The following is an 11,906-nucleotide window of genomic DNA, read 5'->3' as shown; positions in this document are numbered from 1 at the left end:
GTCGCCGGGGCTGAGCGGCGAGGTTGGCGATCTCTTGCGAACCTCAGCTTCAAACGGAACGGTGAGTTGCTCCTCGAGGTAGTAGTACCACGCCATCGACCGCTCCTCTGAACCGTAAGCGTCGACGACTATTTCCATCGTGATTCGCTCTTCACGATCTGGATCGGACTTGGGTCTAGGCATGCTTATCGTGTGAATGGCGAAGCAATCAGAGATCGACGACCTTGCGCAGTAGCGCGAAGGAGACACGCCAGTGGCCTTCGTTCGGGTCGCACTCTATGGAGGCGGTCTTCTGGTTGACGCGCACGATGGTGCCGATGCGCTCGCGCATGTGCTGGTCGGTGAAGCTAACGGTGTCGCCGACCCGGAAGTCCGCACGCTGCGCCCGGGCCGGTGGTGGCGGTGAAGCGTGCGGCGGTTGCTGCGCGGCGCTAGTGGGCTCGGCGAGCACGGCGGCGTAAGGCAGGATCCAGTGGCGGCCGCTGGTGGTGTCCTGGACCACCGCCTGGGTCTGACGCAGTTCGAGGATGCGCCCCTGGCGCACCGGCTGGGTGAGATCGTCGGCGACGTAACCCACAGTCATACCGATATGCAGGTGCCTGCGGACCTCGAGGATACGCTTGGGATCGTTGATCATTCGCCCGATGGTCAGATACAGGCGGTACAGGTCGGCACTTGGGGCCAGGCGCAGAGCGTCAGGGATGTCCATGACGTGCAGTGTAGCGGTTAGCGCGCCAGCGGCAGCAGTTCGTGGACCTGGCTGATCGGGTGGGCCGGCAGGCGCTCCAGCGTCTCCTTGAGCCAGCCATAGGGCTCGATGCCGTTCAGGCGACAGGTGCCCAGCAACGAATACATCGTGGCCGCGGCGCGCCCGCCGCGCGGTGAGCCCGCGAACATCCAGCTCGCCCTGCCGAGGGCAATCGGGCGGATCGCGCGCTCGAGGCGATTGTTATCGGGCTCGAGGATGCCGCTCTCGGTGTAGCGCACCAGCGCCTGCCAGTGACGCAGCGCATAGCCGAAGGCTTGCGCCAGCGGCTGCCTGGCGAGCAGCATTACCCTGCAGCCACTGGTGGAACTGGGCCAGCAGCGGCACAGCCTCGGCCTGGCGCACCGCCAGCTTGTGCTCCGGTGACTTGTCCTTGATGCCGACTTCGATGGCATACAGCTTGCCAATCCACGCCAATGCCTGCGCGGCCAGCCCTGGTGTCTTCTGGGCCTTGGCGATCTCGAAGAAGCGCCGGCGGCAATGCGCCCAGCATCCGACCTCGATGATCCGGCCGGTACGGTAAAGCGCATCGTGGCCGCTGTAGGCATCAGCCTGCAGGTAGCCATGATAGTCGCGCAGGAAGTTCAGGGGATGGGCGCCGGCGCGGGATTCGGCGAACTCGAACAGCACGGCTGGTGGGTGGTCGACCCATAAGCCGTTCTCCTGTCGTTGCCCGGCCCCGAGGTAGCCCCATAGATAGGCCTGCCGTGTGGTGGCGCGCCCGCGCTCGAGTAGTGGCAGCGTGGTGTCGTCCAGATGCAGGCGCGGCGCCTGCAGGACGTGGTTGCGCAACGGCGGCAGCAGCGTGGCCAGCAGCTCGGCAGAAGCCAGCTTCCATTCGCACAGAGTGGCCCTTGGCAGGTGCACGCCCAGGCGCCCATAGCGCGTCTCCTGCCGATTGATCGGCAGGTGGTCCACGAAGGTGTCGACCTGGATGCTGGCCAGCAGCCCGGCGCTGGCGTTGCTCTTGGGCAGCGGCGAGGGCTGCACGGCAGCGGTCACGATGGTGGACTCGCCATCCTTGGTGGCCACATACTTGAAGCGGATGTGCTCGATCACGCTGAGCCGGGCCGGCTCGTAGTGCAGCGTCTCGCTGCGCTCCTCGCCGATGCGCTCCAGGGAGTCGAAGCTTGCCTTCTGCGCCTCGGACAGGTCGTATTCGATGCGCGTGCGCGGCAGGTCCTTGGGCAAGGCCGGGCGGCCCTTGCGGGTGTGGCACGCCACCTTCACCTTCGGCGTTGCCGGCGGCGTCGGCAAATCCAGCGGTTGCGCAAAGAGTTCGGCCTGGCCCGGCAGGCGCTCGGAACTGGCGCCGAACTGCGCGCGGTTAAGCTGCGCGACCTGGTGCTTCAGGATCTCGAGTTGCTCCCATAGCGTGCGGGCGAGCCGGTTCTGCTCCAGCGCGAGAGTACGTACCGCCTCGAGATCGGCTGGCAGGTCGGAGGGTGTCAGTACCGGAAGCATGGTGCCATGATGCGCCAGCGCCGACAGGTTTACAAGTCACAAGACGCGCGTGGCCGTGACAGTGCGGTGGGGTCGAACCGCCGGGATCTCGATGCCTTCGAGCCAGGCGTTCAGTTCGGCCAGCGTGAAGCCACGCTGGGCTAGCGTCGCGGGCGATGGAAACCGGCCGTGCGAAAGCCGCTCGTACCACAACGCGAAGCCGGTGCGGTCCCAATACAGAATCTTGACCTTCGATCGATCGCGGCCGACGAAGACAAACAGGTGCCCCGACAGCGGACTCTTGGCCAGCAACGACTCCACCAGATACGACAGGCCGTCGATGGACTTGCGCATGTCGACCGCGTCACGGCAGATGAAAGCCTGCACATCGCCGCCGATCAGCACCGGCCGCCTCCCAACTGCCCCAGCACGAAACGCACGATGCGTTCGGCATGCACCCCGCTCAGCTCGATACGCGCGCCGCCGAGCGTGACGACCACTTGGTCGCGAGACTTCGACGGTAGCGGGTCGCTCGCCGGCACGACAGTCGGTACTGCGACCGTTGCCGCGGCGATGAATGCCGTGTCCGCGGTCAATGCCATTGGCGGCGCCACCGGCGATTGCTGCGCATGGCTCAAGCGCTTGCGCCACAAGCCGAAAGTGCTGACCGCCAAGCCGTGCTGCCGGCAGAAGGCGCGGATGCTCCCGCCGCTGTTACCCCATTGCGCCAGTAGGTCGCGCCCGAAAAGCTCATCGTGGCGGTTATACCTTGCCCCGGCTCGTCCGCTCTTACCTTCCCGCTGATCGGCCATCGCTTCACTCCCAGAGATTGTGAAGCCCCTACCTTCTCATCGCCGCCCTCTACTCGCCAGACGGGTTCCGCTGACGGTTACTTTAATCCATCGAATCAATGGGAAGCACTTGGTTGCCCTATTGCACGATAGGAAATACCTAACGTTAGCTGGGAGCTTGACGACTACTTTGTCGGCCCTAATGAAACCGTCGAGACCCTCAGACGGTAAGCGTTCAAATCGAGAGTTGCTTCATAAGCAAACCGCCCGTCACGCCTCCGGTTACGCCATTGAACGAACGGCCGGCGCCGACATGGTTGGCGAAGGGTTAATTGGCGAGGCGCCCGATGGATCCATCGGGCAATCAGCACTATACGGCGCCCGCCTCGGGGGGCAGGGGATCCCCTGGCGGGATAGCCTCGCTAGGCTGGGTCGCCAATCGGCCCCGTCGTGGGCGAGGGCATGTCGAGCGTAGCCCATCGATATGCTCTTGCAGTCCTTCGGGTATTGCCTGCCACATCGGATCCAGTATGAAGTCGATCCTCTCACGGCGGGCCTGTTTTGCAGCTGGTACAAAATCCGCATCACCTGCGATCAACACGATCTGATCCACCTGCTTCTTGAAGGCAAGAGACGCAACATCGATGCCGATACGCATGTCGACGCCTTTCTGCTTGGTGTCGACCCGTACGTCTTCCGGCTTGAGATCATCAATAGAAATCTTGCGCTTCAGGAGCTCAGTTATTTTGTCAGGCCGGATGGTCCAAGAGGTGTGGGTCGACAGATGGCCCAGCCTCAGCGCTAGCTTGCGCTTTGCACGCAGGCGCGTATGTAACGCCGTGCGAAAGATCGCCTCTTCGGACTTGCTGAAATCGATCGCCCTTCCAGTGATTGGGTGATGCATTTTCTTATCCAGCGGCGGGCAGTCATAGAAGAAGATCCGATAAAGCTCGCGGGTGCGACCAGCTGGAGCGCCGTTACGCCGCGGTGGTACCAGATGCGCGCACGCCCAAGCATGGGCGCATTCTGCTGCGCGCTCGGGATCATAGGCATGCTCGGGATCCAGCGCACGGAAGCGCTTGATGAAATAGGCGCCGTCGATCAGGATGGCTGTCGGCATGGTAGTCCTTCGGGCCCGCACAACTGCGAACCCAAAAATGCAAAACGCCCAAGGGTTCGGCACGTCCGGGATAGTTGGGACGGCTTACTGCCAAGGGCGGGATGCGTCAATTTTCCACCGAGAATAGTCGCACTGTCAACAGCAGGCGTGGGCCGACGTTCGCGTAATTTGCACGGACGGGTCAACTGGAATGCCGCAGGCGGCTTCCACCGGTGTTGGCGGTAATGGAAACCGTAGTCGCTACGGCGCGTACAGGCGCCAATCTGAGGCGTAGGTCACGAATGCCTATAACGCCACTTTTTATCCATGAGCTGAGACTGGCCACGGCTCCTCCGCGTAATGCCAAGATAATGGGAAGCCGCCATCACAATGGATAAGGCCCCCAGTCCAATCCGCTGTTGAAGCCGGAGCAACCGGGGGCTAGCCTTGCATCGGCTTTGGACAGAGGGCCGAATTCATCTGCGGCCTATCCAACCCGGAAAAACTCCACGCTCTGCCCCGCATTGACCGCCCGCTTGAGCCAGGTGGGCATCTCCCCCTGCCCGTCCCAGGAGAGCCCCTCGGCGTTGCGGTAGGAGACCACCGGTGCTGGAGGAGGAGGTGGCGGTGGCGGCGGCTCGAAGCATCCCGCCGCTTTTAACTCCTCCATGGTCAGCCCATAGTCGGCCATCTGATCCTGGATCCAGCGGATCGCTGCCGCCCGCTCAGTGTTCGTGATCATCGCTGCTTCTATTGGTACTGTTACTGCTGTCGTGGCCGTCATTCGGGTCGGAGGACGCGGCCGGGGCGCCCGGCTCTGGCTGCTGTGGGGGCTGGGCCTCGTTCCCCGCTGGCGCCGGGCGGGCCTTGCCCCGCCGTCGACCGCTGCCGTCCCGCTCGTGCAGCGCCCCGCGCAATTCTGCCAGCAGCTGACGCGCGAGCGCCGCCTCGGCCTCGGCGCGCTCGGCCCGCCGCTGCGACGAAGCCAGCTCGGTCCCCACCCGCTGCAGCTCGGTGTCCCTTTGATTTCGGTGCAATTTACCAGGATAGCTGCCCCTAGCATTCATGCGGGTTTCCGGGCGATTTCCTAGAAATATCACAATAAATCAATAGGTTGCTGTCTGGTTGCTGTCTGCTGTTGTTTGCTCTTTTTGGGTGAGCTAGACGGCACATTTTTGCCAGGGCATTGCGACCCCTTCTCATTGCCACTACCCTCCGCAGTCCGTCCCACGCTTGGGAGAGCGCGATGGATCACTGGCGGTTGGCCTACCTCGGCATGCGGCAGATTCCACGCGAACTCAGCGAGTTCGAGCTTGCCACGTTCTTCACCTACTCCCCCCAAGGAACGGGCGCTGATTGATGCTCGGCGCAGCCCCTGGTATCGCCTGGCCGTTGCCGTACACATCGGCTTCATCCGCATGACGGGACGCACGCTGGATGCCTGCAAGCAAGTGCCCAGATTTCTCTGGGCGCATGTCGGTGCTCAGGTCGGTGTGACACCGCCGGATATGGGCACGCTCAACGCCCTCTACGACGGGCGCAAAGATACATTGGCACACCACCAAATGCTGGCCTATCAAGCCCTCGGCTTCAGTCCGATGGCTGAGCATCAGCGCCGCTATGTTACGCGCTGGGTCAAGGAACGTTTGACGGGTCAGCCGAGCCGCACCGAGTGAAGCGGCACTAAAAAGACTGATCAGTCAGGCCGTCGCGACGGCGGAGACGGCGCTTGCCGTCGCCCTGGTGCGCGCCTATGGGGCTGCCGCCCTGGACGTTTGGAGCACATCGCTGGCCCACCTGCACGGCGACCGCGTCAGCCTGCAACAATGGCTATGGACCGTCCCGCTGCGAACCTCGACCCATCAGATGGGGGAATTGTTCGACAAGGTCGAACTCCTTTACAAGATGGGCATCCACCGAAACTGGCCGGAGGGCGTGCAATGAAGCGCTGGTACGCTACTACGCCAGGCGCTGTGCCAATCGTCCCGCATCAGTGAGCAAGCGAGTCGCGCAGCAACCCCGCCGTTTGGAGGCTGCTTGCTTTCTGCGTTACGCTTTATGTGCCGCCACGGACCAATTGGCGACCATGTTGCGACACTGGATTCAGAAATCCGTCAACGACGTTCGGCGGCTGATTGATGCTGGCCGACCAGACCCTGAGACCCAGATGCGAGAGTTCGCGACCGCGGTCAAAACGCTGGCCGCGGATGACGTGCTAAGCCGTGAAGCTCTCTGCCAGCAGCTGTTGGCGCTGGCCGATGCAGCGCTCAACCGGCATGCGCCCAGCCGTGCCAGCCTGATCCGCATGCAGCTCCTGTCACGGCATCGTCAGGCCCGAGCCTTGCTTGGCAAGTTGGTTCTGCTGCCATTCTCCGCCCAGTCGGCGCATCCGGTGATCGACGCCTTGACCGTGCTGCAGGAACTCTACGCGCGGAAGGCCGACTCTCTTCCCGACCACATCACGATTCGACTTGGCCGTGCCTGGCAACCTGCTATGGAGGAACAGGACCGTCAGCGGGCGCTGGCCGCCTTCGAGTGGGGCACGTTATTCGCTCTACGGGTGGCACTGCGCAACGGCTCAGTTTTTCTTGCGCACAGCTTTGCCTTCCGAAGCCAAGCGGCGCTTTTGATCGACGCCAACGATTGGAAGGCCAAACGCAACCACTTCTATGGCCATCTCAAGTTGCCGCAGGATGCCCAGGCATTTCTGGTGCCGGTGATCGCGCATCTGGACGAAGGCCTCGTCAAGCTGAGGGACGCTGTCTTGTGTGGGAAGCTCAAGATTGACGATGCGATCCACATCGATCCCTTGGTGGCGAGCGCTACGCCCGCGTCGGTGGAGACATTGCGACACGCACTGTTCGAGCGGCACCCCGGCGGCCAGCTTCCTGAGATCCTGCTCGAGATCGACAGCGCCACGCACTTCAGTTGGCTCTTGCTGGGGAGGGAGCCGCATGCCCGCAGCGAATTGCTATTGGTCTGCGCAGCCATACTCGCGCATGGCACGTCGATGTCGGCTGCGGATCTTGCCAGAATGGTGCCGGAGCTGTCGCCGCCAGCGATCCGGCAGATGATGCATCGTGTCGCGGACGAACGAAAGCTGCGCCACGCGGCAGAAGCCGTGCTGACCTTCATGCACCAGCACCCGTTGCCCAGCATTGGGGACGCTCCGATCTGGCGTCGTCGGACATGATGTCGTTGGAAACGACACGCTCTGTCTGGCAAGCGCGGGCCGACCCGCGTCGGATCGGCATGTACACTCACGTTCGCGATCGCTGGGGCATTTCTATGACCAGCCAATTCTGCTTAATGAGCGGCAGGCAGGCGCGGCGATCGAAAGCGTGATCCGGCAAGGTGGATCGGACGACGTGGCTCAACTTGCTGTGGATACACATGGGTTTACGGATTTCGCGATGAGCCTGTCACGTTTGTTGGGCTTCGATCTCTGTCCGCGACTCGCCCACCTGCGCGACCGGCGCCTGCATGTCCCCAGGCACCATGACGTGCCGAGCCAACTGGTTGCCATCACCGACACCGATGTTCGACTGAACCTCATTGAGCGCGCCTGGGATGAACTGGTACGGATTGCCGCCTCCGTACAAAGTGGGCAATGCACTGCAGTCCAGGCACTCACGCGCTTTGGGGCGGCGGCGCGCGGCCAGATTGTTTATGAGGCCGGCGTGCATCTCGGACGGCTGTTTCGTACGATCTTCCTGATCGACTATTTCACGAATACCGCATTTCGCCATGAGATGCAGCACGCGTTGAACCGCGGTGAAGCGGTGCATATTGTCCAGCGGGCGATCCATCACGGCAAGATACCGATCGAACTGGCGAGACATGACGCGTCGCTGGCGGCTGTGTCGTCGGCCTTGACCTTGCTAACCAATGCAGTCATGGCCTGGAATACGATGCACATGCAACGCAATTGGGACATCCTTGAACGAGTCGGGGCCGAGGCAGTGCGCGCTGTGGACCTGCGGCATATCGGGCCCACCCATCTCGAGGGGATCAATCTGCGAGGGACTTTCGAGTTTCCGATCGCGCGCTATGCGCATCGGCTCATGCCCACGGTGGCGCTCCAATCCGACTCCCTTGCGCGGCGGCGTACGGCATAGCCATCCCGCTTCGAAAGGACGGTGCCCAGAAATTCATACCTCTGGGCTCGCAAAATCCGCCGTGTACTCCTCCAGCCGGGAGGACTCAGGGCCGCATTCGGCTATTCGGAAGCTCGCCACCCTTCCCCGCCACCGCCGCCCGCGATCGTCGGGCGCCGAGGGTAGTCAGCAAATACTTGATTTCATTGGGATTTCCCATGATCGCCTGCCGGAAACCCGCATAAATACTAGGGGCGGCTACCCCTGTAAATTGCAGCAAAAACAAAAGCATACCTTGATGAAGTACCGCGTGCCGCGAAGAGCGCACGCACATCATCAAAAAGCTGAATCCACGCAGGGCGATTTGTTTTTGCGCTGCAGAAATCCCGACCATTAGTCCAGCCACTCGCCCAGCATCTTCACGTTCCAGCAAATTTTGCAATGCAGCATTCCTGCATCGCCGGCGGGCTGGCACAGCATTTGCGAGAGGGAAAGCGTCCCAGGTCGTGGCCTTTCGCAACCGGGACGGCAAAGCAAAAAAGACATGACATTCCACCAAGGAGGTATCCCATGGCGCTTTTGGAACGCGCAGCGTGGTACGACATTGCCCGCACAACAAACTGGACGCCGACGTACGTCACCGAGTCCGACGTCTTTCCGGAGGTCATGGCAGGGGCTCTGGGTCTGCCCATGGAAGTCTGGGAAAGCTATGACGAGCCCTACAAGACTTCGTATGCGGAGTATGTTCGCATTCAGCGCGAGAAGGACGCCGGCGCCTACTCCGTGAAGGCCGCGCTGGAGCGCAGCCGCATGTTCGAGGATGCTGATCCGGGCTGGCTATCGATCCTGAAGGCACACTATGGCGCCATCGCCCTCGGCGAATATGCGGCGATGAGCGCCGAGGCACGCATGGCTCGCTTCGGCCGAGCGCCGGGAATGCGCAATATGGCGACGTTCGGCATGCTCGACGAGAACCGCCACGGGCAAGTGCAGCTCTACTTTCCGCACGATTACTGCCCGAAGGACCGGCAGTTCGACTGGGCGCACAAGGCCTATCACACCAACGAATGGGGTGCGATCGCCGCGCGTAACACGTTCGACGACTTGTTCATGTCGCGCAGTGCGATCGAGATTGCCGTGATGCTGACATTCGCCTTCGAAACCGGCTTTACCAACATTCAGTTCCTCGGCCTGGCGGCCGATGCCGCGGAAGCCGGCGACTTCACCTTCGCCAGCCTGATCTCGAGCATCCAGACGGACGAGTCGAGGCACGCGCAGATCGGCGGACCCGCCCTGCAGATCCTGATCGCTAACGGGCGCAAGGGGCAAGCGCAGCAGCTTGTGGACGTGGCCATTGCTCGCGCATGGCGTCTGTTCTCCCTGTTGACCGGCACGTCGATGGACTATGCCGCGCCGCTACAGCATCGGAAGGAGTCGTTCAAGGAGTTCATGACAGAATGGATCGTTGGCCAGTTCGAGCGCATGTTGATCGACCTCGGCCTCGACTTGCCATGGTATTGGGACCAGATGATCAATGAGTTCGACTACCAGCACCATGCCTACCAGATGGCGATCTGGTTCTGGCGACCGACCGTCTGGTGGAACCCGGCCGCCGGCATGACCCCGGACTGCCGTGACTGGCTTGAGGAAAAGTATCCCGGCTGGAACGACACCTTTGGTAAGGTCTGGGACGTCATCATCGACAACCTGCTCGCGGGCAGTAAGGAGCTCACCATCCCCGAGACGCTGCCCATCGTCTGCAACATGAGCCAGTTGCCGATCTGCGCGGTGCCCGGCAACGGCTGGAACGTCAGGGATTATCCGCTCGACTACAGCGGCCGCACGTACCACTTCAACTCCGAGATCGACCGCTGGGTCTTCCAGCAGGATCCCGTGCGCTACCGCGACCACCTCACCCTGGTCGACCGTTTTCTCGCCGGGCTCATCCAGCCACCCGACCTAGGGGGCGCACTCCGGTACATGAACCTCGCCCCCGGCGAAATTGGCGACGACGCGCACCAGTACGCGTGGGTAGAGGCCTACCGCCGCCAGGGCGAAGAGAACAACGCCGCCTGATGCTGCCACCAGATCGAGGATGACATGGCACTGTTTCAAGTGATTTCAAATTTTCAGTACGACTTCGTGCTGCAGCTCGTCGCCGTTAATACAGAGAATTCGATGGACGAAGTTGCGGCGGCCGCCGCGCACCATTCAGTCGGCCGCCGTGTGGCGCCCCAGCCCGGCAAGGTCGTCCGGGTGAGGCGCCAGGGGAGCGACCAGTTCTACCCCCGCAACGCCAGGCTCGGCGACACCGATATCAAACCGATGGAGTCGCTCGAATTCATCTTTTGCGATGTATGAGGTCAACATGAATTTCCAGAAAGTCTCCACGCTCGATGATCTGTGGGAGGGCGACATGGCCGAGGTGGAGGTGGACGGCCACATCATCGTGCTCGTCCGCCCCGAAGGCGACGCGCCGCGCGCGTTTCAGGGCATCTGTCCACACCAGGACATTGCGCTCGCAGAGGGAAAGTTCGACGGCTGCGTACTGATGTGCCGGGCGCACCAGTGGATCTTCGATGCCAACACGGGCAAGGGCCTCAATCCCGGCTGGTGCCGTCTTGCCGAGTATGCCGTCAAGGTTGATGGCGACGACATCCTCATCGCTGTCGAGGGCGTCGAGCCACTGTTCGCCAACTGCTGATATTGCACAGGAACCGATCATGAGCAGGGACCACAACACCGCTGAAGCATACCGAAACAACCGGGTCGGCCCCATCCTGCGCGCGAGCAGCATCACATCGGGCGTCATCGACGCCGCGCGGGAAGACAATCCGGGGAAGGAGATTCGCGTCGACGACAAGCGCGCATACGTGCGCATCGACACCGACGGCGAACTGATCCTGCGCCGGGCCACACTTGAAGACGCGCTGGGCCGCCCGTTCAGGATGTCTGAGCTGGAGGTCAACCTCAGCTCCTTTGCGGGACGTATCGAGACTACGGATGACTACGTCCGCTTCTATTACGAAAAGATGCTGTAACCGGAGACGAGCATGACCACGCGATCCGACGTCCTCAAGCCGCTGAAAACCTGGAGCCACCTGGCCGCGCGCCGGCGCAAGCCGAGCGAGTATGAGATCGTCTCAACGAACCTTCACTACACGACCGATAACCCCGACGCGCCGTTCGAGCTCGACCCAAACTTTGAGATGGCACAGTGGTTCAAGCGTCACCGCAACGCTTCCCCTCTGTCACACCCTGACTGGAATGCGTTCCGCGATCCCGACGAACTCGTCTACCGCACCTACAACCTATTGCAGGACGGTCAGGAAACCTATGTGTCCGGCCTGCTCGACCAGTTTTCCGAACGCGGCCACGACTCCATGCTGGAGTGCTCCTGGACCGGCACGCTGGCGCGGCTGTACACCCCGGCGCGCTATCTGTTTCACGCGCTACAAATGGGATCGGCCTACCTGACCCAGATGGCACCGGCGTCCACCATCTCGAACTGCGCCGCCTACCAGGCTGCCGACTCGCTGCGGTGGGTCACGCACACGGCATATCGCACGCGGGAATTGTCGCAGACCTTCGGCGACGTCGGCTTCGGCACCGACGAGCGCCGCTATTGGGAGCAGGACCCGGCGTGGCAGGGCTGGCGCAAGCTGGTCGAACACGCGCTGGTGGCATGGGACTGGGCTGAATGCTTTGTC

At 62.2% G+C, this 11,906-nt stretch carries 14 protein-coding genes and 2 pseudogenes; 7 read left to right on the top strand and 9 right to left on the bottom strand.

Annotation, left to right across the window (positions count from 1 at the left end; translation table 11 throughout):
- The 8 genes and pseudogenes from A3A5_RS40755 to A3A5_RS0105430 all read right to left on the bottom strand — a co-directional run.
- Nucleotides 1-138, bottom strand: a 138-nt coding sequence (locus A3A5_RS40755; RefSeq protein WP_369797752.1) for a calcium-binding protein, incomplete at its 3' end; no start/stop codon positions are given.
- Nucleotides 139-208: 70 nt separating this feature from the next.
- On the bottom strand, nucleotides 209-709 hold the full coding sequence (locus A3A5_RS0105455; protein WP_018309608.1) for a hypothetical protein: 501 nt from the start codon (nucleotides 707-709) through the stop codon (nucleotides 209-211).
- 17 nt (nucleotides 710-726) lie between these two features.
- A complete protein-coding gene (locus tag A3A5_RS44400) occupies nucleotides 727-855 on the bottom strand; it encodes a transposase domain-containing protein (RefSeq protein WP_224010354.1) in 129 nt (42 codons plus the stop codon).
- A 72-nt stretch (nucleotides 856-927) separates the two neighbouring features.
- A pseudogene (locus tag A3A5_RS42995) lies at nucleotides 928-2,230 on the bottom strand (IS66 family transposase); the annotation flags it as partial.
- 36 nt (nucleotides 2,231-2,266) lie between these two features.
- A complete protein-coding gene (gene tnpB / locus A3A5_RS0105445; protein WP_018309606.1) occupies nucleotides 2,267-2,614 on the bottom strand; it encodes an IS66 family insertion sequence element accessory protein TnpB in 348 nt (115 codons plus the stop codon).
- Nucleotides 2,608-3,021: a hypothetical protein gene (locus A3A5_RS0105440; RefSeq protein WP_018309605.1), complete on the bottom strand. Its 414-nt coding sequence runs from the start codon at nucleotides 3,019-3,021 to the stop codon at nucleotides 2,608-2,610. Before A3A5_RS0105440 ends, tnpB begins: the two co-directional genes overlap by 7 nt.
- A gap of 349 nt (nucleotides 3,022-3,370) precedes the next feature.
- The gene (locus A3A5_RS0105435; protein ID WP_018309604.1) at nucleotides 3,371-4,120 is read right to left on the bottom strand and encodes an NYN domain-containing protein; all 750 of its coding nucleotides are present in this window, start codon (nucleotides 4,118-4,120) and stop codon (nucleotides 3,371-3,373) included.
- Between the two features lie 466 nt (nucleotides 4,121-4,586).
- Nucleotides 4,587-4,841, bottom strand: a complete 255-nt coding sequence (locus A3A5_RS0105430) for an H-NS family nucleoid-associated regulatory protein (RefSeq protein ID WP_018309603.1) — start codon at nucleotides 4,839-4,841, stop codon at nucleotides 4,587-4,589.
- A gap of 571 nt (nucleotides 4,842-5,412) precedes the next feature.
- Between A3A5_RS0105430 and A3A5_RS45560 the strand changes: the two genes are divergently transcribed.
- Together A3A5_RS45560 and A3A5_RS45365 are read left to right on the top strand one after the other, a co-directional pair.
- Complete coding sequence (locus tag A3A5_RS45560; RefSeq protein ID WP_232431271.1) at nucleotides 5,413-5,775, top strand: DUF4158 domain-containing protein; 363 nt, start codon at nucleotides 5,413-5,415, stop codon at nucleotides 5,773-5,775.
- 77 nt (nucleotides 5,776-5,852) lie between these two features.
- Nucleotides 5,853-8,217 (top strand): annotated as a pseudogene (locus A3A5_RS45365) (Tn3 family transposase).
- An 85-nt stretch (nucleotides 8,218-8,302) separates the two neighbouring features.
- Here A3A5_RS45365 and A3A5_RS0105415 read toward each other — a convergent pair.
- Nucleotides 8,303-8,638, bottom strand: a complete 336-nt coding sequence (locus A3A5_RS0105415) for a hypothetical protein (RefSeq protein WP_157637136.1) — start codon at nucleotides 8,636-8,638, stop codon at nucleotides 8,303-8,305.
- A 128-nt stretch (nucleotides 8,639-8,766) separates the two neighbouring features.
- Between A3A5_RS0105415 and A3A5_RS0105405 the strand changes: the two genes are divergently transcribed.
- The 5 genes from A3A5_RS0105405 to A3A5_RS0105385 form a co-directional block, all read left to right on the top strand.
- Entirely contained in the window at nucleotides 8,767-10,272 is a 1,506-nt protein-coding gene (locus A3A5_RS0105405; protein ID WP_026200484.1) for a toluene monooxygenase, read from the top strand.
- A 24-nt stretch (nucleotides 10,273-10,296) separates the two neighbouring features.
- A complete protein-coding gene (locus A3A5_RS0105400; protein ID WP_018309599.1) occupies nucleotides 10,297-10,557 on the top strand; it encodes a toluene-4-monooxygenase system B family protein in 261 nt (86 codons plus the stop codon).
- Between the two features lie 7 nt (nucleotides 10,558-10,564).
- Nucleotides 10,565-10,900 carry a Rieske 2Fe-2S domain-containing protein gene (locus A3A5_RS0105395; RefSeq protein WP_026200483.1) on the top strand — a complete coding sequence of 112 codons (336 nt, stop codon included), beginning with the start codon at nucleotides 10,565-10,567 and terminating at the stop codon, nucleotides 10,898-10,900.
- 19 nt (nucleotides 10,901-10,919) lie between these two features.
- On the top strand, nucleotides 10,920-11,237 hold the full coding sequence (locus tag A3A5_RS0105390) for an MmoB/DmpM family protein (RefSeq protein WP_018309597.1): 318 nt from the start codon (nucleotides 10,920-10,922) through the stop codon (nucleotides 11,235-11,237).
- A 12-nt stretch (nucleotides 11,238-11,249) separates the two neighbouring features.
- Nucleotides 11,250-11,906 (top strand): hypothetical protein (locus A3A5_RS0105385; protein WP_018309596.1); only part of this gene is annotated, 657 nt, incomplete at its 3' end.

Source organism: Cupriavidus sp. UYPR2.512, assembly GCF_000379565.1.
Lineage (GTDB): Bacteria > Pseudomonadota > Gammaproteobacteria > Burkholderiales > Burkholderiaceae > Cupriavidus.
The sequence above is the reverse complement of the archived record's forward strand: the minus strand, read 5'-3'. Positions and strand labels throughout refer to the sequence as shown.

Coding starts and splice junctions, on each gene's coding strand:
- A3A5_RS0105455 (WP_018309608.1), bottom strand. CDS start 709: ATGGACATCCCTGACGCTCTGCGCCTGGCCCCAAGTGCCGACCTGTAC.
- A3A5_RS44400 (WP_224010354.1), bottom strand. CDS start 855: ATGTATTCGTTGCTGGGCACCTGTCGCCTGAACGGCATCGAGCCCTAT.
- A3A5_RS0105440 (WP_018309605.1), bottom strand. CDS start 3,021: ATGGCCGATCAGCGGGAAGGTAAGAGCGGACGAGCCGGGGCAAGGTAT.
- A3A5_RS0105435 (WP_018309604.1), bottom strand. CDS start 4,120: ATGCCGACAGCCATCCTGATCGACGGCGCCTATTTCATCAAGCGCTTC.
- A3A5_RS0105430 (WP_018309603.1), bottom strand. CDS start 4,841: ATGATCACGAACACTGAGCGGGCGGCAGCGATCCGCTGGATCCAGGAT.
- A3A5_RS0105405 (WP_026200484.1), top strand. CDS start 8,767: ATGGCGCTTTTGGAACGCGCAGCGTGGTACGACATTGCCCGCACAACA.
- A3A5_RS0105400 (WP_018309599.1), top strand. CDS start 10,297: ATGGCACTGTTTCAAGTGATTTCAAATTTTCAGTACGACTTCGTGCTG.
- A3A5_RS0105395 (WP_026200483.1), top strand. CDS start 10,565: ATGAATTTCCAGAAAGTCTCCACGCTCGATGATCTGTGGGAGGGCGAC.
- A3A5_RS0105390 (WP_018309597.1), top strand. CDS start 10,920: ATGAGCAGGGACCACAACACCGCTGAAGCATACCGAAACAACCGGGTC.